The sequence below is a fragment of the Acidovorax sp. LjRoot118 genome (assembly GCF_964253575.1).
GTDB lineage: Bacteria > Pseudomonadota > Gammaproteobacteria > Burkholderiales > Burkholderiaceae_C > Acidovorax.
On the sequence record NZ_CAXURB020000001.1, the window covers coordinates 3484213 to 3502860 of the forward strand.

Genomic DNA, 18648 nt, shown 5'->3' on the forward strand with positions numbered 1-18648 from the left:
GTGGATCTCCATCAAAGGGTGGGGTGGATGAACCGTGCGCCGCGGGCACCATGCCCCGGCAGTCAGGTGCCACTGTAGAAAAGGCCGTGTTGCGCGTCGATTACGTCCGAGGTCATGTTTTGCACGACAGCGCATCTGCGCCCCCGGCTTTTGCACCATCCCGCGTTACAGTCAAGTGGTAGAGGGGACACCCCCTGCCCCGCCGCCCCACAAGACCATCCAGGAGCCATGACGATGACTGCCGCCCAGCCAGAGCCAACAGCACAGACCACCCCCACCACCCACCACCAGGCCGCCACCGCCTGCCTGAGCGCCTGGCTCGCTGCCCTGGCGGCGGACATCCAGCACGAGAGCAACCGACCCAACCCCGACACCGCCAAGATGGAGCGCCTGGTAGCCGACCGCAGCAAGCTGTTCCAGGAGCGCACTGCGCTGGAGGCCAACGAAAAAGGCGCCATTGCCCGCATCGTCGCGGACTACGCTGCCGCGCTGCAGTCCCGCAAGCTGAAGGTCTGACCGAGGCGCCGAGACCGCCCCGGCCATGAAAGCATCCCGCACCCTTGCACGGCTCCCGGGAACCGAGCCCGCCATCGCCGCGCTGGAAGATGCCGCAGTCTCGGTGGCGGTGCCCACGCACAACGCCCAGGCCATCGCCATGCTGCGCGCCATGCCCGACGGATTGCGCACCTGCCTGCTGGCCGAGTTGCGCCGAGGCAACCGGCTGGTGGCGGTGGACCAGCCCGACTGGCCGCAGCCAGGCAGCATCTTCGTGTCGCTGGCAGACGTGTTCCACCCCAGTACACGCAGCCTTTCACCCGATGTTCACTGGCGCGACGTCAACGATCCGCGCTGGTGGCGGGAAGAACTGACCCAGGTGGACGCGGGCGTGGAGCACATGGTGGTGTGTTGAGCGCAGGCCCGCACCAACCAACGCAGCCCCTGCTCCCCTGCGGCGATGAGCATGATGATCACAAGACCCCCCATTGCGCCGCTGCGCCCCTTCGTGCGCCTGCTGTGGGCCGGCTTCACACCGGCGCCGCCATCGGTCTGCCCCGTGCGCGAACACGTACTGCCCACGGGCCACATGCACCTGGCGCTGCGCTGGGGCGGGCCGCCGCTGCACCTGTTCCGTGACCCCCAGGACACTGCGGGCTACTTTCCCGGCGATGCCGTGGTCGGCGGCGCCAGGTTCGGCCACTACGCCAAGGAGGCCGGCGCGCCTGGCTGGTCGGTGGGCGTGCAACTTGCGCCCGGCGCAGCGGGCGCGCTGCTGGGCACCAGCGCGCAGGACCTGGCCGAGCGCCACACGCCACTGGCCGACGTGTGCGGCGCCAGCGCCACCGACTTGCAGCACAGGCTGCAGGAGCAGCACGGGCCAGAGGCCTGCCTGCGCGTGCTGGAGTGCTGGCTGCTCGCGCGCCTCAGCAACAGCGTGCGCGGTCTGCACCCGACCGTGGCGGCCGCGCTGGCCAGCCTGCACGGCGGCGCGCAGGTGCAACAGGCCGTGGCCGCCAGCGGCCTGAGCCACCGCCACTTGATTGCTCACTTCCGCGAGGCCACGGGTCTGGCGCCCAAGCAGCATGCGCGCGTGCTGCGGCTGCAGACGGCACTGGCCGGGCTGGCGACCCCGGGCCTGCAGCCCGCCGGCATCGCGGCCGACGCCGGCTTTGCCGACCAGGCGCATTTCACCCGCGAGTTCCGCGACCTCACCGGCGTCACGCCCACAGACTGGCTGCGCGCCGCACCGGCACAGCGCAACCATGTGCGCGTGGGCTGATGCGTATTTCGGTCGCTGCTAGACAGTGGGGGCGAGTTGACCTGGACAGCGGAAACGGCGGGAATGGCGGGAATTGGACGAAGAGATCGGCGCTCGTGTGCATTCCCAGGTCGCTGACCATGAGCATCTGTTCGGCTCGTCCAGGAGCCTGTCGGACTTGGAGCGTCGAAAGCGAAAATCGGCCACAGCGAGGACAGTTTTTGCCGGATTTGCAGCCCCATAGCCTGGCTATGGGCAAAAAAGCGGTGAAAAATGGACCGCTTCGGTCGATTTGTAGCCGACGATTTCCAAGTCCGACAGGCTCCCAATCGCCTTCTTGGGTGATACGGGGCACTGGCGCAACCAGCTAGACTTCCGCTATCGGCCCGAGCGGACACTCGTCACCTCACCCCAGCAATTAATTTTTTGCATCACCATGAAAACACCAAATCAAGATAAGGATCGCCTCTGGCAGGGGTTTCAGGAGAAATCTGGATTGGCGACGCCAAGCCGTAGTTTTGTGGCAGTCATAGTGGTGATTGCCGCCATTCTTATCGCCCCGGTTGTAGCGGCTATCTTTCAGTAGTCCGGCTCCTATCGGCCAAAAGCTGTCGTTCGTGGTAACGTCAAACCCATCAGTTAGCAAGAATTGGTGAAGTGCACAAACATTGAACTGAAATCACCTCAAACATAATTATGACAGCTGTCAGGACAATAGACAAAATAATTCAGTCTGGGATTCTGAATCGGGACCTTTCAGAAATACCGAAAAATGGCGCTGATTTCACTCAGCTAGCTGAATTGGACAATGGTCTGCCGCGTGCCATCTCGAAAATGCACAAGCAAATCCTAGTTGCATGGGATGGGTTGAATTTGGAGATAATTAGAATTTATGGGGCTGGGTTGAGTGTGGCTAGCGTGAAGCGTCTCATTGAATCTCAACGTTACGCAGTTACCGAAGATATGATTGTCTTTGCAGATGATCCGGCTGGATTCATTTTCATGGAAGGCGGCGATGGAAGCGTTTATTCTCTCGACTCAAAAACCTCGAATTTTGAGCTCATAGCGTTTAATCTAGAAGAATTTTTCGCAGATAAGGTCTTTGGTAAAGATGCCGAGGAATTTATGGGTGACTACTGGTTTGGGCGACTAAAAGATTTCAATTTAGTCTGAGATGGTGTACCCACGATGGAGGGTCCGTCGAGTCGTCAGTTGTCGGGTGGGCGTGAGGTGATTTTCGGCAGTTCAGGTCAACATGGCTTGGTTTGGCACGAACATCGACAGCAACGGCGTGAAGATAAAATCATCCCTGCAGCTGGTTTATGAGGCCTCTACGCGACGGGCTTGGGCGCAAGTCTCGGCTACGATGGCTGGTATCGGCCGAGGCTGTGTGAAAACGTCGATGGCTGACTTTTGTGGGGGTACTTCAACCATTGCTCGCATCGAGATCGTGCGTTGTAGGCCGTTCTAAGCAGTCGATTTCTGAGGGGATCGTCAGACCGAGGGACCAATGCGCGTTTTCACACAGCCTCGGCCATGAGCTGACATGTCGAAGCACAAAAAAATTTAGCAGATTAGAAAATATTCACTTGGTAAAAGTATGGATTGGATAGCGATATTGGTTATCTGTGGAATTGCTGCGTTGGCCGGGGCGCTGCTCTATCTTCCTTTTTTTATCTGGTTCAGAATACGTGCAAAGAAATCCAGAGCTGCTGTAGCCAGCTCAGTAAGGTATACAGCCGCTGGATGGTTATTTATCATCCTCATGCTGGCAGCACTACTTGGTGGTTTTGCAGTTGGGCAGCTCGCTCCAACATCCTGGTTTGGGGCTCAGGTCACAACCGTGCTAGGTGGGTTCGGCTACTTTTTTTTGGTCTGGATATCGTTCTCTGCTATCGAATGGGGCTTTCGCAGGCTCGGCATTCCATTCGTAAGTCCATTGCCTTTAACTCACAGCGAAATGTGTAGCCAAAAGGCAGATTCGCGCCACTGAAAATTGCGTTGTGGAAAGACCGCTTTGGGCAAGAGCGAAGGGCAGCTTTGGGCCCATAGCCGCCGGACGCTGGTACCGGGAAGCGGTCACTCACCGTGCGCGAATTGAACGACTGGTTCTGGGATGAGGCGAGAGTCGGCAATGCGCCCTGCGCAGTCCCTCCGCAACAGGAGAAGTCGACAGTTGTCCAAGCCGCCGAACAGCCATGTTTTGAAGACGTGCGCCATCCACGAAAAAGCACTGCGCCACCGAAGCGACGCAACGCTGCAAAAACCATAGCAGCTGGCGCCTGCCACATGGACGCCAAAGGCCCGAATGGGGAATTGCCAAGAAGGTGTGCAGTGATTGATTCGATTTTGCCTCAAAGCAACTCCCAGCTTTGCGAAACCCTCTGACCAGTCTTGCTCTACAAGCCTATCGGGAACCCTTCAAACGTGCGCACCACTACCCATTTCGCATTCCCGGATTTCTAAGAGCCTGTTCAACGTCTTTTTGAAGCCGCGCAAGTGCCTTTTCGGGATGGGATGCTAGGCGCGGTGCGCAGCCGATAGCCCGTGCTATCGGCAAGCGCCGCAACGCCGCAGACCGCCCGAAAAGGCACTTGCCCGAAGGGTTGGGGCGAAATCGGGCGATTGGACGCCCCGGCTGCTTGCATGGGCATGAGCCCATGCTGCGCATCCGAAGCATCTACTCATCCCGATTGCGCCCCAACGCGGCTGCAAAAAGACTTTGAACAGGCTCTTATGGCCAGCGATATGCAGCTAGCGCTGTGCTGTGCTGTGCTGTGCATCGTCGGACAAAAAATTGAAATTGAACAGCGCAAAGCACCGTGGGCTACTACCGAAGGATAGACTCGGCCACCAATTTGGCGAGGTTGTCAATCAAAACCAAATGATTTCCCAGGTTGGATTTTTCCAAGACTATTGGGCTATTCAAAACCCACGTTTCCTTGCCATCGCTCACGCGCAAGAGTGAACCATTTTGGAGTGTCACGAAGTCAGATCGAAAAGTCATTGGCGCAGCGTTTCTGAATTCACCGAGGTCCAGGATGAGCACGTAATCGGCCGCAGCGCTCTTGCCCGCTTCCAGGGCGTCTGATTTAACGATGCTCGCAGAGTGATTGAGTTTTGCATTCGCTTCGAAGGGTGTCGCCTTGAATGTAGACAGGGTACTGAGTTCGCGGTGCACTGCCACTTGAAGATTTTTACCACTTCCTGCTCCTTGCGCATGGGCTTTCCCCCCTTGTACAACGTCGCGTGAAGGCATGATCAAGATTTTGGATCCGTTTGCGATGGGCTCAGACTTGGTAGTCGACATCGATGCACAACCAGAGAGTACGACCAAGCATCCAATAACTGCTAGTGCGCGGCCGAGAAAGGAAGTATTTTTTTTCATGAGTATTGAAGTTTGTGCTGTTAGTTTTGACTTGGGTTTTGGAGCGAAGAATGAATACGCATCGTCGATGCCGACCTCCACCTCTTGCGGCAGAGTTCATCAATGTACGTGATTTGGCTTGGTCCATTGGGGCAGATCAGTGTCTGCTCCTGACGAGATTCCTTCTAACGTCTGAACGGCTGCTCCTGGCCGATACCCAAAGTCTAGCCCACGCCCGCAAATGTTCTTCAGCAAGGTTCGGCCGGCCATTTGCGCCTCTGCTCACGGTGCCGGCTTCTTTCTGTGTCCACGGTGCCGAAGTACGCAGCCAAGAACCCGGTCCAGGGTCAATTTCCTTCAAGACATCCCTGCCCGCCTTGCCTACAGTGGTGCTGAACTTGCAACCAAAGGAGATGCACGACATGGTCCACGAACTCTTTCCCTACCTGCACGTCGCCGATGGCGCGGCGGCGATCCGCTTCTACGAAGAAGCCTTTGGCGCGCGCGAGCTGTTCCGCCTGACCGAGCCCCCCACCGGCCGGCTGGGCCATGCGGAACTGGACTTCGGCGGCAGCACGCTGATGGTCAGCGACGAGTACCCCGAGTGCGGCATCCATGGCCCCAAGGCCGGCGCGCCCACCAGCGTGTCGCTGCACATCCACGTGGACGATGCGGACGCGGTGATCGCCCGAGCCCTTGCCCTCGGCGCCACGCTGGATCGGCCCGCGCAGGACGCGTTCTACGGCGAGCGCTCGGGCGTCGTGCGCGACCCCTTCGGCCACCGCTGGAATATCGGCCATTCGATCGAGAAAGTGACGCCCGAGGAGATGCAGCGCCGCTACAACGCGTTGATGAACGGCGGCTGATGCCCCACGGGCATGCCGGGTGCAGCACAGGCATGCGGCGGGGATGGGCGCAGGTACGGGTTTCGATAGGGCATGAAAAAGCCCCAGGTGGCAATAGCCTCCTGGGGCCCTGGCGGGGCGCCCATTTCACGGCGTCAAAAAAACCATCAACGCGAGCCGCCACTGCCGCCAGGGGCCCCCGCAGCGCCAGGGCCGGCGCCGCCGGTGCCACCCGAGCTGCCAGTGCCGCCGGCGGTGCCGGTGCCCGAGTTGCCGGTGCCCGAGTTGCCGGTGCCGCTACCGCTCGAAGAGGGCGCCGTGCCGCTCATCCCGGTCGAGCTGCCGGGGCTGCTGGAATTGGTGGTCGAGCCACCCATGGCGCCCGAATTGGTGCCACTCGCCTGCGGGCTGCTCATCTGCGATGACGAAGACTTGGAGCCGCTGGATTTCATGGTGTCGCAGGCGGTGAGCCCCAGCGCGGCCACTGCGATCAAGGGCACGGCCACCAGGTGGCGCAGGGACGGGAGGGTGCGTGGTGTGGATGGGTTCGACATGGAATTGTCTCCGGTGAATAACGGTCAAATTGCCGTCACTCATACTACGTAGTCACAAAAATACCCAGCAGTAGGACTGCGTGCCGTTGGCGCGTCCCATTTGCGCCGCACCAGGTTTTTTCTCACCGGATGTTGGCCTGCGCCAAGCGGCCTACAAAGAGCCACCGCATGTCACCTCGCGGGGCCGAATCCGAACAGCGAGCGCTTGGCGGGCAGGGGTGCAGGGGCGGCATCCGATGAAGCCTGGCGAGCATGCCGCCTGGGCAGCCCATGCGGGCCAGGGGCTTGCACGGCGGCGCTGCGCGGGCCGATGTCCAGGTCGTCAATCAATGCCTGCAGTGCCAGCAGCCCGTCGGCCATGGCCTGCCGGTAAGTGGCGGCGGGCGCGGGCGCGCGCTGGATCTCTGCCCAGCCGTTGCCGCTGCCGCGCTCGGTCAGCACCCAGTGAAACCGGCTTGGCACAGCCTCTTGCACGTGCACTGCGATGGGGCGAAGCGTGGTGGCGGGCATAGGGCTCCAGCATAGGTGAATGCGGCACACGCGGCAGTTGCCCGAATGCCTACCCACTGCGTGAGCGCCCGCCTACAGCTCGCACCAGCGCAGCGCGCCAGACTTCTGCCACCCGGGGTTCCCGTGGGGGAGTAGCCATCATGGCCAAAGCAGCAGCATCCAAGGCAGCAGCCGCAACAGCGTCTTCAGGCGGCAGCCGTACCCTGTGGAAGGGCGCCATCACTTTCGGCCTGGTGCACATCCCCGTGGGCCTGCACACGGCAGCCACCGCTGAGGGCGTTGATTTCGACTGGCTGGACAAGCGCACCATGGACCCCGTGGGCTACAAGCGCGTGAACAAGCGCACGGGCAAGGAGATCGACCGCGACCACATCGTCAAGGGCGTGGCGTATGGCGAAGGCAAGTACGTGGTCATCAGCCCCGAGGAGATCGAGGCAGTCTTCCCCAAGACCACGCAGACCATCGCCATCGAGCGCTTCATCGATGCCGCCGAGATGCCCTTCATCTTCCTTGAGCGGCCCTACTTCGTCGCCCCGACAGACAAGAGCGACAAGGTCTACGCACTGCTGCGCGAAACCCTCATCGCCACCGGCAAGATCGGGCTGGCGCGCGTCGTCATCGCCACCAAGCAGCACCTGGCGGCGCTGGTGCCCTCGGGCCCGGCCCTGGTGCTCAACCTGCTGCGCTGGGGCGACGAAGTCAAGACGCTCGACTCGCTCAAGCTGCCGCCTGCTGGCAAGAAGAGCGTGAGCGCGGCCGAGCTCAAGATGGCCACGCAGCTGGTCCAGGAAATGTCGGGCCCCTGGAACCCCGGCGACTTCAAGGACGAGTTTCGCCGGCAGGTGATGAAGCTGGTGGAGAAAAAAGCCAAGGCAGGCAAGGCCCAGACCGTGCTCGAACCCGAAGAGGAAGCACCGCAGGCCAGCGGCGATGTGATCGACCTGACCGCCCTGCTCAAGCGCAGCCTGGGCCACAAGGGCCGCGCAGATGCGAAGTCGGCCCCCAAGACCAAGGCCCCCGCCAAAAAGACCACCGCCAAAGCCGCGCCAGCCAGGAAGACCGGCACGACCACTCCACACCGCAAGGCCGCGTGAAAAGAGAGGACCGGTGAGCACGGCAACCGACGCCATGCCCGCACCGTGATGCCATGCGGGTCGCCACCTGGAACGTCAACAACATCCACAAGCGGCTGCCCCAGCTCGTGGACTGGCTTCAGCGCACGCAGCCCGACGTGGTGGCGCTGCAGGAGCTCAAGTGCACCACCGCCCAGTTCCCCACCGATGCTCTGCAGGCCGCAGGCTACGGCGCGGTATCAGTGGGCCAGCGCACCTGGAACGGCGTGGCCCTACTGGCACGCGGCGCCGAGCCCTTGCCGGTGGCCACCACGCTGCCCGGTGACCCAGCAGACAAAGAAGCCCGCTACGTCGAGGCCGCTATAGAGGGCGTGCTGTTTGCTTGTCTGTACCTGCCCAACGGCAACCCCTGGCCCGGCCCCAAGTTCGAGTACAAGATGCGCTGGTTCTCGCGCCTGCAGCAGCGCGCTGCAGAACTCTGGGCCACAGGCCACCCGGTGGTGCTGCTGGGCGACTGGAACGTGGTGCCCACCGACGCCGATATCTACAAGCCCGACACCTGGCGCGACAACGCCCTGCTGCAACCCGGGCCCCGGCAGGCCTGGGCACAGCTGCAGGCCCAGGGCTGGACCGATGCCCTGGCCCAGGCACACCCCCAGAGGCCACCATTCACCTTCTGGGACTACCGGCGCAAACGCTGGGAACGCGATGCCGGGCTGCGCATCGACCACATCCTGGTCGGCCAGCGGCTGAAGGTACTGGCCGCCGGCGTGGACCGTGCGGAGCGCGGCCACGACAACCCCAGCGACCATGCGCCCGTGTGGGCCGAACTGGCGCAGGCCCGCAAGCGGGCGAGCATGAAGAGCAACCCTGGCGGCTGAACCAGACCGTCAGTCGCGCTGCACGCCCCGCGCCAGCAGGTCCCGCGCTTCCTGCCTGGTGTCGTCGAAGGCGTTCGTGCTGTCGATGGCGACGTTCAGGTACTTGCGCACCGTCTCGCTTTCCTTGTCGCTGACCATGTAGAGCTTGGCCAGATGCAGCGCGGCCTCGCCGTCTCCGCAGTCCAGCGCACGCTCGAACCAGTGCCTGGCATTCACCAGGTCGCCCACGCAGCGGTAGGTGATGGCGATGTTCAGAAACGCCAGCTCGCTGCCCGCCGCAATGGCCTTCTGGTCCCATTCGATGGACTGGTGCAAGTCGATCCGCACCCCCTCGCCCGCGCCATACATCACCGCCACCATGGCCATGCAGTCCACATCACCCGCCTGCGCCCCCGCCAGAAAGCCCGTAAAAGCCTTGTTCAGGTGCCCCCGGTCATAGGCCGCGGTGGCGTCTTCGTAGGGGTTGTGCTCTGCATCGGACATTGCCTTGCCTTCCTGTGAAGTGAAGAAAAAGAAACCGGAGAATCCAGGCCCGTGGCCGGCGCGGTGGCCCCGGCAATCCAGCCATCATGCCCGGCTTTCATGGCACCCCGGCAAGCACGCCGGCTGGTTCACCGCGCACGCCCCTGGCACTGCCTTGGGCCACCACGAAAAACACCAGCAGCAAAATGCTTGCCGAGCCGCCCAGCAGCACCGCCCCGATGGGCGCAGGCGCCGCGGCAAACGCCGGCAACAGCAACGCAACCAGAAGCAGCGGATTGGCCAGCACCGCCCAGCGCGGCCACTGCGTGCGCCCGCGCAGCACCAGCACGGCCAGGATCACCGAGCCCACGGCCCCAGGCACGGCCAGGCCCAGCAGCGACACCCGCATGTAGGCCTGCACGGCGTCTGCCTGCGCCTGGCATGCCGCGGGAGCCCCGCCGGCCGCGCCATCCACGCACGAACGGATGAGCAGCTCGAACACTGCCCACACGGAATGGATGGCCGCCAGTCCCACCGCAAACAGCAGGAACAGGCCGAACATGGCGCGCGCCGCCCACCCTGCCGGCACCTTCACCCCCTGGCACACCTGCCAGAAGCCCGCCACCAGCAAGGCCCCCGCCACGGGCCCGAGCAGGCCGCCGGCCCAGATGCGTTCCACCGGCGCCGAGCGGACCAGTTCCAGCATCCCGGCGCGGAAATCAGCGGCGGCCCCCCAGTGGCCCAGCAGCAGCATGTCGCCCGCAAACAGCAGCAGCGCACCCAGAATGCCCATGCCGACGGCCGGCCGCCTGCGTGGGGGCTGGACCGGATCGTTGGGGTGCTTGCTCATGCGGTAACGCCTTCCTTGGTGCGACGGTGTTTGTCGTGAAGCGATGAATTTCCGGACAGCGGATCGGCGCCACTGTAAGCGGCATTTGGGTGAAGCCCCCCAAAACCGCACGCCAACGCGCTGCAGGCCCGCCCAGTCATAGCAAAATAGCGCCACAAAAATTCCACCAATACACAATCGGGGTGAGAGGGATGGCAGAACGCATCGACAGGCACCGCCCGCACGCCGCGGCCGCGGTGCGGCAGGCCGGTTGCACGCGCGGGCATGCGCCTGCACACGCACCTGCCGGCACCGCTGCAGCCCCCTCCCAGCACCGCCCGGCCACACCATGCCCTTGACCACCGCCACCCTGCTTTGCCTGGTCGTTGCCATCCACGATGGCGACTCTTTTCGCGCCCGCTGCGCCGATGTGACCCGCAATGAAGAGACCTTTGTCGCCATCCGCGCCATCGATGCGCCCGAGATGCGCCAGCCTTATGGCGAGCTGTCGCACAAGAGCCTGGTCAACCTGTGCCTGATACCGCAGAAGGTCAAGCTCAGCAACATCACCGTCGACGTTTTTGGCCGCACCGTGGCCGACGTGGAATGCCAGGGCAAGGACGCCGCTGCCGAGCAGCTGCGCGCCGGCATGGCCTGGTACGACCCCAAGGTGGGCCTGGGGTATGAGGCGCTGGCCGATCTGCAGCTGCGCGCCCAGGCGGCCGGGCGCGGCCTGTGGGCGCAGACCGGCCCGCTGCCACCGTGGGACTGGCGCGAAACGCGCAAGAAAAAGCCCACGGGCCCCGTGGCAAGCCCTCTCAGGTACCCCTGACACCAGTGTCCTGTCCCGCAAATTGATGCCAATAAAACCGCGTCTTTCACACCGGGGCAGCGTTGCAAGTCCTCGCGATAGCTACGGCTATCGCGCCCGCGTGGGTCAATCCAGCATCGGCCCCGCCGCACCGGCCAGCGCCAGGTTGCAATCGCTGGGTTGGCGGCCCGCGCCCGCCATGCACCCGCTGACCAGCGCATGCACCAGCGCATGGCTGGCGCGGGTGGGCCCGAACAGGGTGCGGTAGATGATGGGGGCGACCACGCCGTCCATGATGGCGTCCACTGCCGGCACGGCCTCGCCGCGCGCGGTGCCGCGCGCCAGCACGATCTCGATCTGGCTGGCGGTGTAGGCCGCGCATTGGCAGGGCACGGGCATCTCGCCCTGGCTGCGCCCGGCCAGCACATCGCGCAGCATGGCCTGCCCGACCTCGGAGCCCATTTCTTCAAAGAACTGCTCGGCCCAGGCCTGCAGGTCACCCTCCACGCTGCCGGTGTCCGCAGGCTCGGTGTCGGCGCGAAACCGGTCCAGCGCCACGTCGGCCAGCAGCTCGGCCAGGTCGCCCCAGCGGCGGTAGATGGTGGACGGCGTGACGCCCGCATGCGCGGCAATCAGCGGCACGGTGAGCTGCGCGCGGCCGATCTGCTCGGTGAGCTCGTGGGTGGCGCGGTGCACGGCGGCCTGCACGCGGGCGCTGCGTCCCCCGGGGCGGGGGGCTGGTCTGGGGTTCATGGCCACCATGCTAAAGCAAAACCATTGCTTTAGTGGTTTAATACGCAAAAGCAAATTCTTTGCTTTTGCCTCGTACTGGAGTTTCCATGGCCACGAACCTCAGCGCCGCTGCTGCCACCGCAGCAGCCATCGCCCCGCCCTCCGCGCCCACACGGCGGCTCAGCCATGCCATGGCCCTGTGGCTGCTGGCCTCCATCCTGGTGGGGTTTCTGGCAGCGTCGAGCGCGCCTTCACCGCTGTATGCGCTGTACCGCGACAGCTGGGGCTTCTCGGCGCTGACGCTGACGCTGGTCTTTGCCAGCTATGCGTTTGCACTGCTGGGCGCGGCGCTGGTGTTCGGCACCTTCTCGGACCACCGGGGGCGGCGCGAGGTGGTGCTGCTGGCGCTGGTATTGGAGATCGTCTCCACCGTGCTCTTCTGGCAGGCCGATTCGGTGGCCTGGCTGTTTGCCGCGCGCATCGTGCAGGGCCTGGCCACGGGCATCGCCACCAGCGTGCTCAGCGCAGCGCTGATCGACCTGCACACCGAGCGCGGCGCCCTGGTCAACAGCGTGGCGCCCATGCTGGGCATGGCCGTCGGGGCGCTGGGCACCAGTGCGCTGGTGCAGTTTGCACCCACGCACACAGCGCTGGTGTTCGAGCTGCTGCTCGCGCTGTTCGTGCTGCAGGCGCTGGCCGCCGTCTTTTTGCCTGAAACGGTGGTGCGCCGCCCAGGCGCCTGGCGCTCGCTGCGCCCGCGCATCGCCATACCGGCCAGCTCGCGCAGCACGCTGGTGCGCATCCTGCCGCTGAACACGGCGCTGTGGGCACTGGGCGGTTTCTACCTCTCGCTCGGGCCCACGCTGGCGCGGGTGATCACGGGCAGCCACGCGCCGGTGGTGGGCGGCGCCCTCATCTGCGCCCTGGTGCTGACAAGTGCCGTGGCCATCGCCTTCGTGCGCACGCAGCCGCCGCGCCAGGTGCTGCTGCTGGGCACCAGTGCGCTGGTGCTGGGCCTGGTGATCACGCTGGCGGGCGTGGCCCTGCATTCCAACGTGGCCTTCTTCGGGGGCACGGTGGTGGCGGGCGTGGGTTTTGGCTCGGGCTTCAACGGCTCGCTGCGCAGCCTGGTAGGCACCGCCACGCCGGCAGAGCGCGGGGGGCTGATGTCGGGCTTTTTCGTGCTCAGCTACTTCGCATTCAGCGTGCCGGCCATCGTGGCCGGGCTGGCTGCGGGCACCTTCGGGCTGCATGCCACGGCGCTGGGCTTTGGGCTGGCAGTGCTGGCACTGGGGCTCACGGCGCTGGGGCTGATGCTGCGGCGGACGGCGCCGTGAGCGGGGCCCGTCGCCCATCGCCCAACGGCAATGCAGGTCAGGAGTAGATGGCCAGGCTCAGCGACAGCGCTGCGACGATGGCAATGGCCTGGATTCCAAAGACGATTCCCAAGATAGGCATGTGGTCCTCCGTGAAGAAGGCATCAGCTTAGAACGCACTGCAACAGTTGCATGCAGTCTTTTGCAAAATGGGCGGGTCGGACAATTCCTACAGGCAGCACCCCGGCCTGCACAGGGAGCCACCCTCTCATGGTTGAAATGCCCTTCTCTTTTGCACACGCTTCAACGGGGCGCCGTCCTACAAAAATCGCGAGTCGGCATCTTTAGTATTGCTCCTGTCGATACCGCATCGACACCCACCCCTCCCTTGCTGAACAGCAAGTTCACAGCCCGCCCACCGCGGGCTGTTTTTTTTGGATGGCAGTCGGTCTGGCCCTGCACGTCGCTTCGGCAGTGGCCGATGCCCGGCGTCGAAGCCGTCTGACATCCAAGGGGCACGGTCTGCGCGCCAATGGAGCTACCACACCACCCCCAGAGGAGGTAGTCACCATGTCCCGTACCCACAGAACCCAGCCCGAAAAAATCCGCCCCCGCGATGTCAAGCGCCGCCGCCAGTGGGAGGCCATGCAGCGTCCTGCGCGCGAGGTGCTGCTGTATCCGGAGCCGGATGCGCCGCAGTGGAAGCCATTGGGGTGAGGGTGCGGGCTGGGTCTTTGACCCAGCCGGTTTGATGGCGCGTTCTACGTGTCGGTGTTGATGGTTGATGCTTGCTTTTGCTGAGGGCGGAGGCCGGGGTGTGCGCCCGGCGGCGCAGTAACTTTCTCTTGGCCGCCAAGAGAAAGTCACCAAAGAGAAGGCGGCCCCCAGTCTGCGTCCCCCATTCGCCCTGTCGGGCGAATGGGGGCAACCTGCGATGCTCGGTCCTGGGATGGTGCCGCAGAACTCGCTACGTTCTTCGAACTTCGCTCAAACAGCTGCGGCAAGCCAGAGGACGAAGTGCGTGTGTCCTGCGGCACACGCACCCACCCCAGGCCCTGCGCTTCTCGGCGCAGCCAGCAGGGGTGGGGAGCGGGGTCCACACGGCTGCTGCTTCGCAGCGGCGCCGGGTGTCGGTTACGCGCGCTATGCGCGCTGCCGACAGGCTGGGCGCGACCGCCCTGGCGAGCCGAGCGCAGCGAAGGACCACAGGCCGAGCGAAGCAATGGCCCGAGTGGAGCCCGTTCCCACCCCCTTCTGACCGTGCCGAGAAGCGCAGGGCCTGGGGTGAGCGCGTGCCGAAGGACACGCGCATCGTCATCTGGCTCGCCGAAGCTGTTTGACCGGAGCTGCCTCGCAGAGGCAGCGCAGGGAGTTCTTCGGCGTCACCCCAGGCCCGAGCATCGCAGGCTGCCCCCTCGCCCATCGGGCGAGGGGGACACGGGCAGCGGGGTCGTCTTTTCTTGGCCTACCTTCTTTTGACGAAGCAAAAGAAGGTAGGTGCGCCGCCGGGCGCACACCCCGGCCTCCGCCCTTCATCACAGCATGCATCAACCATCGCCCCTGCCTACACCCCCACACGAATGCGAGAATCCACCAGCCCAACCCAAGCCCCCCGCCCCCGGCAAACCCCACACCCCCATGCACTCCCCCACCCTGCCCCCGCCCACCAACAACCTGCTGCGCGCCCTGGCCCTGCTCCTGGCCGCCGCCCTGGCCTGGCTGGCCCTGCCCGCCCAGGCCGCACCACCCAAGGCCTACAGCAAAAACGGTGTCAGCTTCCAGCACCCCGCCACCTGGAAGGTGATGACCGACGAGATCGAGAAAGACGGCGCCGGCATGCGCAGCATCGACCTCGAAGGCCCCGGCGACGCGATCATCAGCCTGATGTTCATCCCCTTCCTGTCGGGCCAGAACATCGAGACCCTGGCCACGCGCGCCGCTGAGCACCGCGCGCAGATGGACAAGGGCGCTGCGGCCAAGGAGGGCCCGGACAAGATCACCCCCACGGGCCTGGCCTCCAGCGCCATCACCCGGCGCGTGGGCGGCAAGGAAATCAAGGGCGTGCTGCAGCGCTTCGGCTACACCTCCGGGGGTGAAACCGTGCAGCTCGAAGCGCGCTTTTTCTCCATGGACTTCGGCGATGCCAGCAGCGCCAACTTCATGACCCAGTCGATGGCCGAAGATACCAGGCAGGTGGACGCCGCCCTGGGCCTGGTGATGGACACGCTGCGCTACCGCGCCAAGCGGTAGGGGCATGTAGTAACAAGCCCCCACCCTTCCTGACTGCCCCCTTCTCCCCCACCCATGCACCGCACCATGTCCCTCTTCGCGACCCCGCTCCCGACCATCCGCGCAGCCACACGCCGCAGCGTCACCACCGCAGCCCTGGGCCTCATGATGCTGCTGGCCGGCCTCGCCCAGCCCGCCCTGGCCGCGCCCAACACCACCTACAGCAAGGACGGCGTGAGCTTCGAGCACCCCGCCGGCTGGAAGGTGACCGAGGACTCGGTCGCCCAGGACGAAACCCGCCTGCGCAGCATCGACCTCGAAGGGCCCGACGAGGCCGTCGTCACCTTCATGTTCAGCCCCTTCCTGAAGGACCAGAACATCGAGGCCTTCGCAGCCAACACGGCGAAGAACCGCGCCGAATCCGCAAAAAATGCCAGCGCAGTCGCGCAGCAACTGCGCTTTGGCCCCGTGGCCTCGGCCCCCCTCACCCGCAAAGTGGCAGGCCAGGACAGCAAGGGCGTCTCGCAGCGCTTCGAGATCAGCCTGCAGGGACTGAAGCTGCCGCACGAGGCGCGCTTCTTCAAGGCCAACCTGGGCGAGACCACCGCCATCATCATGACCCAGGTGGCCGACGAATCCGCCAAGGCCACCGAGCCCGGCTTTGCGCTGGCGCTCGATACGCTGCGCTACCGCAGCACTGGCAAGCGCTGACTGTTGACTGCGGCGCGGCCGCCCGTCACAGTGGGCGCGGCTACACGAGCGTGAATCCATTCTCGGCCGCCCATTCGCGCAAGGCCTGCTCCGTGGCAGCGGCCTCGAAGTCGTACCAGGCCTGCAGCAGGCCATGGTCTTCCAGCAGGCCCTTGAACCGGCCATAGGCACCAGCCCGCTCAAAACAGCGGTACACCCGTTCGGCCAGTTGCGGCGCCTGCTCCTCGGCGAAGCGCCAGGCCAGGCGCCGTCCCAGCCCCAGTTCAAGCGTGTCCGGCACGGCAAGGTACAGCGACCCATCCTCCAGGTCGTCGGGCACCGGATCGTCCTCGTCCTCCCAGTCGCCGCCGACCCACCAGATCCTTCCGGTCTTGCGGTCGACATAGGCGGCGTTCTCGAACGGCCCCGTGGCACTGGTCCACTGGAAGGCGTCGATGAGTTCAGAGAGCTGCACCAGGGTGGTCATGGCAATCTCCAGGGTGGCCACACGTCAGGCGACGGTCAGGCCCTGCCGTGGAATACGAACGCCCGACAAAGGTCCGCTGCAGCGCGTGGAGCTGAGCCTGGGCCAGGTCAAAGCGCACTTCGAGCAAGGCCGTCATTGTCCATCTCCTGGGCGGCCTGCGCATCCATCTGCACCCTCACATGGTCGCGGTGCAGGTCGAACGACAGGATATGGCCGTACCAGGACCATCCCTGGCCGCAGTACTCGATACAGGGCTGGTCCATGCCCAGCTCGACGTCCTGTTCGTCGTATTCGTCCTGGTGCTGCAGCATCAGGTAGACATCCTCGCCCTCGGTGGACGGCGCCCCGAGCGTGACGATGAGCAGCCCATCGTCCTCCACGGCAGCAAAAGCATCTGCGGCAAAGCCTGCGGGCATGAACACCCTCCCACTGTTCAGCCGGACACCCCGGCAGCCACAAGGACCCCAGGTACCAGGTTTTGCAGGCGCCCACTATCCGCCACCGCCGAGCCCAGGCAGGCCAGCGCTGGGGCTTTCTGCGGCCTGCGCACGGATAGTCGCGAAATCCCTAAACGCCAGTTTAAGTTTATCTTGACAAAGTTTAGACAAAGCTAAACAATAGACCCATGGCAGCCCCTGCGGGCTGCCGCCTTCTCCTCTCCCTCCGATCCCATGCCATCCGGTCACAGGCCAGATGGCATGGCCCCTCTGCCAGGAGCACCGCACCATGCAAACCGCCTTGTACCCTGCTACCGCCGCCGCACCGTATCGCCCACCTTTCGCCGCCCCGCCGACCACCGGCATGGACAAGGGCACGGACAGGGACAGGGCCCTGTTCTGCCGCAGCGCCAACGACCCGGTGCGCGACGCGGTCCACCACCACGAAGCGCGCGCCGCAGCGTCCGATGCGCAGTACGCCGCCGAAGACGCCTCCCACCGCGAAACCCTGGCCTTTGCGCGTGGCGGCGACTACGCGCGCCTGCTGTCTGCGATGGACTACCGCGACAACGACACCCGCGCCATGCACGCCCTCGTCAATTGCGCCCAGCAGGGCCATGCACTCGCGCGCGAGGCCATCGAGGTGCTGGCCCGCACCTGGGCCGAAACGCATACCGAGGCCGTGTGATGGAAGGGCCGAAAATGCAGGGCCCCAGGCGCGTCGTCACGCCTGCCAACGCCGTTTTGGTGCTCGGCGCCCTGACCATCGGGTCCACGCTGCTGTGGGCGATGCACGAGGACGCACAGCACACAGTGCGGCGCGAGCGCCTGGAGCAGCAGGCCGCAGCGCAGGAGCAGTTGCCACGGCAGCCCAGCACGGAGCAGCGCCGGCACATGGCCGCGCAATTCGTGTGCGGGCATGGGGTGGCTTACGAGTGGGTGAATGCGAACACGGTGGAGTGCCATCGCGAGCCTGGACCGAATTTGGCGCTGGGGCGATGAGCCCCCTGCCCTGCCCCTGGCTGTGGTCATTCCCATGCCCGGCTGAGGGCGCCAACCACGTCAGCCGTCGGGCCCCCTGGCCCGGATGCGCACGAAGCGCACGCGCTTGGAACTCTGCGGCAGCAGGTACCACCGGATGAGGAGGACGCTCGTGGCAAAACAGGCGTTGGTGCTGGCCCTGTCCATCATCTGCTGCTCCACTTCATCGAGCTCTTCCCGCGACGGCCACAGGTGCACGAACCGCACCTCGATCTCGCCCGGCCGCTCGACGACATCACGGATATCCAGGTAGGTGCACTGGACACCGTAGCCGCGCGAGACGCCGATCACCATGTGGCGGCTGAAATCCACCATGGGCCGGCCGTCGCGCGGGCGCCTGTCGTTGCGCGGGTCGGTGCTGCGCCCCTGGCTCCACGCCTGCTCCCACTGGGCCTCGGTGCGCGCCACGTACTCGGCGTGGGGCCATACCTTTTCGCCGTGGAACTCCATCGGCAGGCGCACGGCCTCCAGGGGACCTTCGTGCACCGGGTGCACGCCGCGCCCGGGCAAGGCACCGCAGCCTGCCAGCAGGCCGCATCCAACCGCCAGAGCGGCCAGCGCTACCAGCCGCCGGGTGGGCTTGGTGGGTGGCGGCGCTTCTTGCCCGTTGTCGTACTTGGCCATCGGT

At 64.7% G+C, this 18648-nt stretch carries 26 protein-coding genes; 16 read left to right on the forward strand and 10 right to left on the reverse strand.

Going from position 1 to position 18648, the window contains the following annotated elements; translation table 11 throughout:
- Window positions 1-234: 234 nt before the first annotated feature.
- From ACSQ9E_RS16430 to ACSQ9E_RS16455, 6 genes are all read left to right on the forward strand, one after another.
- On the forward strand, window positions 235-516 hold the full coding sequence (locus ACSQ9E_RS16430) for a hypothetical protein (RefSeq protein ID WP_057200855.1): 282 nt from the start codon (window positions 235-237) through the stop codon (window positions 514-516).
- Between the two features lie 25 nt (window positions 517-541).
- Window positions 542-910: a hypothetical protein gene (locus tag ACSQ9E_RS16435; protein WP_057200856.1), complete on the forward strand. Its 369-nt coding sequence runs from the start codon at window positions 542-544 to the stop codon at window positions 908-910.
- A gap of 54 nt (window positions 911-964) precedes the next feature.
- Complete coding sequence (locus tag ACSQ9E_RS16440) at window positions 965-1777, forward strand: helix-turn-helix domain-containing protein (protein ID WP_436218507.1); 813 nt, start codon at window positions 965-967, stop codon at window positions 1775-1777.
- 415 nt (window positions 1778-2192) lie between these two features.
- Window positions 2193-2342, forward strand: coding sequence for a hypothetical protein (locus ACSQ9E_RS16445; protein WP_436218508.1), 150 nt, complete (start codon window positions 2193-2195; stop codon window positions 2340-2342).
- A 110-nt stretch (window positions 2343-2452) separates the two neighbouring features.
- Window positions 2453-2929, forward strand: coding sequence for a hypothetical protein (locus tag ACSQ9E_RS16450; RefSeq protein WP_436218509.1), 477 nt, complete (start codon window positions 2453-2455; stop codon window positions 2927-2929).
- 427 nt (window positions 2930-3356) lie between these two features.
- Window positions 3357-3749 carry a hypothetical protein gene (locus tag ACSQ9E_RS16455; protein WP_436218510.1) on the forward strand — a complete coding sequence of 131 codons (393 nt, stop codon included), beginning with the start codon at window positions 3357-3359 and terminating at the stop codon, window positions 3747-3749.
- Between the two features lie 86 nt (window positions 3750-3835).
- On the opposite strand, the gene ACSQ9E_RS16460 is transcribed toward ACSQ9E_RS16455, so the two are convergent.
- Both ACSQ9E_RS16460 and ACSQ9E_RS16465 read right to left on the reverse strand, forming a co-directional pair.
- The gene (locus ACSQ9E_RS16460) at window positions 3836-4045 is read right to left on the reverse strand and encodes a DUF1010 domain-containing protein (RefSeq protein ID WP_162262282.1); all 210 of its coding nucleotides are present in this window, start codon (window positions 4043-4045) and stop codon (window positions 3836-3838) included.
- Between the two features lie 541 nt (window positions 4046-4586).
- On the reverse strand, window positions 4587-5015 hold the full coding sequence (locus ACSQ9E_RS16465) for a hypothetical protein (protein ID WP_428001389.1): 429 nt from the start codon (window positions 5013-5015) through the stop codon (window positions 4587-4589).
- A gap of 530 nt (window positions 5016-5545) precedes the next feature.
- Between ACSQ9E_RS16465 and ACSQ9E_RS16470 the strand changes: the two genes are divergently transcribed.
- The gene (locus ACSQ9E_RS16470) at window positions 5546-5989 is read left to right on the forward strand and encodes a VOC family protein (RefSeq protein ID WP_436218511.1); all 444 of its coding nucleotides are present in this window, start codon (window positions 5546-5548) and stop codon (window positions 5987-5989) included.
- Window positions 5990-6135: 146 nt separating this feature from the next.
- Here ACSQ9E_RS16470 and ACSQ9E_RS16475 read toward each other — a convergent pair whose 3' ends face one another.
- Both ACSQ9E_RS16475 and ACSQ9E_RS16480 read right to left on the reverse strand, forming a co-directional pair.
- Complete coding sequence (locus ACSQ9E_RS16475) at window positions 6136-6522, reverse strand: hypothetical protein (protein ID WP_436218512.1); 387 nt, start codon at window positions 6520-6522, stop codon at window positions 6136-6138.
- Between the two features lie 171 nt (window positions 6523-6693).
- A complete protein-coding gene (locus ACSQ9E_RS16480) occupies window positions 6694-7032 on the reverse strand; it encodes a hypothetical protein (protein ID WP_057269268.1) in 339 nt (112 codons plus the stop codon).
- Between the two features lie 140 nt (window positions 7033-7172).
- On the opposite strand from ACSQ9E_RS16480, the gene ACSQ9E_RS16485 reads away from it, so the two are divergent.
- Together ACSQ9E_RS16485 and ACSQ9E_RS16490 are read left to right on the forward strand one after the other, a co-directional pair.
- The gene (locus ACSQ9E_RS16485; RefSeq protein WP_436218513.1) at window positions 7173-8126 is read left to right on the forward strand and encodes a Ku protein; all 954 of its coding nucleotides are present in this window, start codon (window positions 7173-7175) and stop codon (window positions 8124-8126) included.
- A 53-nt stretch (window positions 8127-8179) separates the two neighbouring features.
- Window positions 8180-8986, forward strand: coding sequence for an exodeoxyribonuclease III (locus ACSQ9E_RS16490; protein ID WP_436218514.1), 807 nt, complete (start codon window positions 8180-8182; stop codon window positions 8984-8986).
- 9 nt (window positions 8987-8995) lie between these two features.
- On the opposite strand, the gene ACSQ9E_RS16495 is transcribed toward ACSQ9E_RS16490, so the two are convergent.
- Window positions 8996-9469: a tetratricopeptide repeat protein gene (locus tag ACSQ9E_RS16495; protein WP_436218515.1), complete on the reverse strand. Its 474-nt coding sequence runs from the start codon at window positions 9467-9469 to the stop codon at window positions 8996-8998.
- 97 nt (window positions 9470-9566) lie between these two features.
- The gene (locus ACSQ9E_RS16500) at window positions 9567-10298 is read right to left on the reverse strand and encodes a DUF6796 family protein (protein ID WP_436218516.1); all 732 of its coding nucleotides are present in this window, start codon (window positions 10296-10298) and stop codon (window positions 9567-9569) included.
- 328 nt (window positions 10299-10626) lie between these two features.
- On the opposite strand from ACSQ9E_RS16500, the gene ACSQ9E_RS16505 reads away from it, so the two are divergent.
- Window positions 10627-11109, forward strand: a complete 483-nt coding sequence (locus ACSQ9E_RS16505; RefSeq protein ID WP_436218517.1) for a thermonuclease family protein — start codon at window positions 10627-10629, stop codon at window positions 11107-11109.
- Window positions 11110-11214: 105 nt separating this feature from the next.
- Here the strand turns inward: ACSQ9E_RS16505 and ACSQ9E_RS16510 are convergent, their stop codons facing one another.
- Complete coding sequence (locus ACSQ9E_RS16510) at window positions 11215-11841, reverse strand: TetR/AcrR family transcriptional regulator (protein WP_436218518.1); 627 nt, start codon at window positions 11839-11841, stop codon at window positions 11215-11217.
- Between the two features lie 86 nt (window positions 11842-11927).
- On the opposite strand from ACSQ9E_RS16510, the gene ACSQ9E_RS16515 reads away from it, so the two are divergent.
- The 4 genes from ACSQ9E_RS16515 to ACSQ9E_RS16530 all read left to right on the forward strand — a co-directional run bounded on the left by ACSQ9E_RS16515 (window position 11928) and on the right by ACSQ9E_RS16530 (window position 16076).
- Entirely contained in the window at window positions 11928-13157 is a 1230-nt protein-coding gene (locus ACSQ9E_RS16515) for an MFS transporter (RefSeq protein WP_436218519.1), read from the forward strand.
- Between the two features lie 549 nt (window positions 13158-13706).
- Window positions 13707-13853: a hypothetical protein gene (locus tag ACSQ9E_RS16520; protein ID WP_164470730.1), complete on the forward strand. Its 147-nt coding sequence runs from the start codon at window positions 13707-13709 to the stop codon at window positions 13851-13853.
- 921 nt (window positions 13854-14774) lie between these two features.
- A complete protein-coding gene (locus ACSQ9E_RS16525; RefSeq protein WP_436218520.1) occupies window positions 14775-15386 on the forward strand; it encodes a hypothetical protein in 612 nt (203 codons plus the stop codon).
- Window positions 15387-15452: 66 nt separating this feature from the next.
- Window positions 15453-16076 carry a hypothetical protein gene (locus tag ACSQ9E_RS16530; RefSeq protein ID WP_436218521.1) on the forward strand — a complete coding sequence of 208 codons (624 nt, stop codon included), beginning with the start codon at window positions 15453-15455 and terminating at the stop codon, window positions 16074-16076.
- Window positions 16077-16116: 40 nt separating this feature from the next.
- Here the strand turns inward: ACSQ9E_RS16530 and ACSQ9E_RS16535 are convergent, their stop codons facing one another.
- Both ACSQ9E_RS16535 and ACSQ9E_RS16540 read right to left on the reverse strand, forming a co-directional pair.
- Entirely contained in the window at window positions 16117-16542 is a 426-nt protein-coding gene (locus ACSQ9E_RS16535; RefSeq protein WP_436218522.1) for a hypothetical protein, read from the reverse strand.
- Between the two features lie 107 nt (window positions 16543-16649).
- A complete protein-coding gene (locus tag ACSQ9E_RS16540) occupies window positions 16650-16958 on the reverse strand; it encodes an Imm10 family immunity protein (protein ID WP_436218523.1) in 309 nt (102 codons plus the stop codon).
- 310 nt (window positions 16959-17268) lie between these two features.
- On the opposite strand from ACSQ9E_RS16540, the gene ACSQ9E_RS16545 reads away from it, so the two are divergent.
- Window positions 17269-17667, forward strand: coding sequence for a hypothetical protein (locus tag ACSQ9E_RS16545; RefSeq protein ID WP_436218524.1), 399 nt, complete (start codon window positions 17269-17271; stop codon window positions 17665-17667).
- Window positions 17668-17681: 14 nt separating this feature from the next.
- The gene (locus ACSQ9E_RS16550) at window positions 17682-17981 is read left to right on the forward strand and encodes a hypothetical protein (RefSeq protein WP_436218525.1); all 300 of its coding nucleotides are present in this window, start codon (window positions 17682-17684) and stop codon (window positions 17979-17981) included.
- 60 nt (window positions 17982-18041) lie between these two features.
- On the opposite strand, the gene ACSQ9E_RS16555 is transcribed toward ACSQ9E_RS16550, so the two are convergent.
- Window positions 18042-18644, reverse strand: a complete 603-nt coding sequence (locus ACSQ9E_RS16555) for a hypothetical protein (RefSeq protein ID WP_436218526.1) — start codon at window positions 18642-18644, stop codon at window positions 18042-18044.
- Between the last annotated feature and the right edge of the window lie 4 nt (window positions 18645-18648).

Excerpts from the sequence above, each read along its gene's own strand:
- ACSQ9E_RS16475 (WP_436218512.1), bottom strand. The coding sequence starts at position 6,522 with ATGTCGAACCCATCCACACCACGCACCCTCCCGTCCCTGCGCCACCTG.
- ACSQ9E_RS16465 (WP_428001389.1), bottom strand. The coding sequence starts at position 5,015 with ATGCCTTCACGCGACGTTGTACAAGGGGGGAAAGCCCATGCGCAAGGA.
- ACSQ9E_RS16550 (WP_436218525.1), top strand. The coding sequence starts at position 17,682 with ATGCAGGGCCCCAGGCGCGTCGTCACGCCTGCCAACGCCGTTTTGGTG.
- ACSQ9E_RS16535 (WP_436218522.1), bottom strand. The coding sequence starts at position 16,542 with ATGACCACCCTGGTGCAGCTCTCTGAACTCATCGACGCCTTCCAGTGG.
- ACSQ9E_RS16505 (WP_436218517.1), top strand. The coding sequence starts at position 10,627 with ATGCCCTTGACCACCGCCACCCTGCTTTGCCTGGTCGTTGCCATCCAC.
- ACSQ9E_RS16480 (WP_057269268.1), bottom strand. The coding sequence starts at position 7,032 with ATGCCCGCCACCACGCTTCGCCCCATCGCAGTGCACGTGCAAGAGGCT.
- ACSQ9E_RS16430 (WP_057200855.1), top strand. The coding sequence starts at position 235 with ATGACTGCCGCCCAGCCAGAGCCAACAGCACAGACCACCCCCACCACC.
- ACSQ9E_RS16490 (WP_436218514.1), top strand. The coding sequence starts at position 8,180 with ATGCGGGTCGCCACCTGGAACGTCAACAACATCCACAAGCGGCTGCCC.
- ACSQ9E_RS16510 (WP_436218518.1), bottom strand. The coding sequence starts at position 11,841 with ATGAACCCCAGACCAGCCCCCCGCCCCGGGGGACGCAGCGCCCGCGTG.
- ACSQ9E_RS16495 (WP_436218515.1), bottom strand. The coding sequence starts at position 9,469 with ATGTCCGATGCAGAGCACAACCCCTACGAAGACGCCACCGCGGCCTAT.
- ACSQ9E_RS16530 (WP_436218521.1), top strand. The coding sequence starts at position 15,453 with ATGTCCCTCTTCGCGACCCCGCTCCCGACCATCCGCGCAGCCACACGC.
- ACSQ9E_RS16525 (WP_436218520.1), top strand. The coding sequence starts at position 14,775 with ATGCACTCCCCCACCCTGCCCCCGCCCACCAACAACCTGCTGCGCGCC.
- ACSQ9E_RS16540 (WP_436218523.1), bottom strand. The coding sequence starts at position 16,958 with ATGCCCGCAGGCTTTGCCGCAGATGCTTTTGCTGCCGTGGAGGACGAT.
- ACSQ9E_RS16555 (WP_436218526.1), bottom strand. The coding sequence starts at position 18,644 with ATGGCCAAGTACGACAACGGGCAAGAAGCGCCGCCACCCACCAAGCCC.
- ACSQ9E_RS16515 (WP_436218519.1), top strand. The coding sequence starts at position 11,928 with ATGGCCACGAACCTCAGCGCCGCTGCTGCCACCGCAGCAGCCATCGCC.
- ACSQ9E_RS16435 (WP_057200856.1), top strand. The coding sequence starts at position 542 with ATGAAAGCATCCCGCACCCTTGCACGGCTCCCGGGAACCGAGCCCGCC.
- ACSQ9E_RS16445 (WP_436218508.1), top strand. The coding sequence starts at position 2,193 with ATGAAAACACCAAATCAAGATAAGGATCGCCTCTGGCAGGGGTTTCAG.
- ACSQ9E_RS16520 (WP_164470730.1), top strand. The coding sequence starts at position 13,707 with ATGTCCCGTACCCACAGAACCCAGCCCGAAAAAATCCGCCCCCGCGAT.
- ACSQ9E_RS16545 (WP_436218524.1), top strand. The coding sequence starts at position 17,269 with ATGCAAACCGCCTTGTACCCTGCTACCGCCGCCGCACCGTATCGCCCA.
- ACSQ9E_RS16440 (WP_436218507.1), top strand. The coding sequence starts at position 965 with ATGATCACAAGACCCCCCATTGCGCCGCTGCGCCCCTTCGTGCGCCTG.
- ACSQ9E_RS16485 (WP_436218513.1), top strand. The coding sequence starts at position 7,173 with ATGGCCAAAGCAGCAGCATCCAAGGCAGCAGCCGCAACAGCGTCTTCA.
- ACSQ9E_RS16470 (WP_436218511.1), top strand. The coding sequence starts at position 5,546 with ATGGTCCACGAACTCTTTCCCTACCTGCACGTCGCCGATGGCGCGGCG.
- ACSQ9E_RS16450 (WP_436218509.1), top strand. The coding sequence starts at position 2,453 with ATGACAGCTGTCAGGACAATAGACAAAATAATTCAGTCTGGGATTCTG.
- ACSQ9E_RS16500 (WP_436218516.1), bottom strand. The coding sequence starts at position 10,298 with ATGAGCAAGCACCCCAACGATCCGGTCCAGCCCCCACGCAGGCGGCCG.
- ACSQ9E_RS16455 (WP_436218510.1), top strand. The coding sequence starts at position 3,357 with ATGGATTGGATAGCGATATTGGTTATCTGTGGAATTGCTGCGTTGGCC.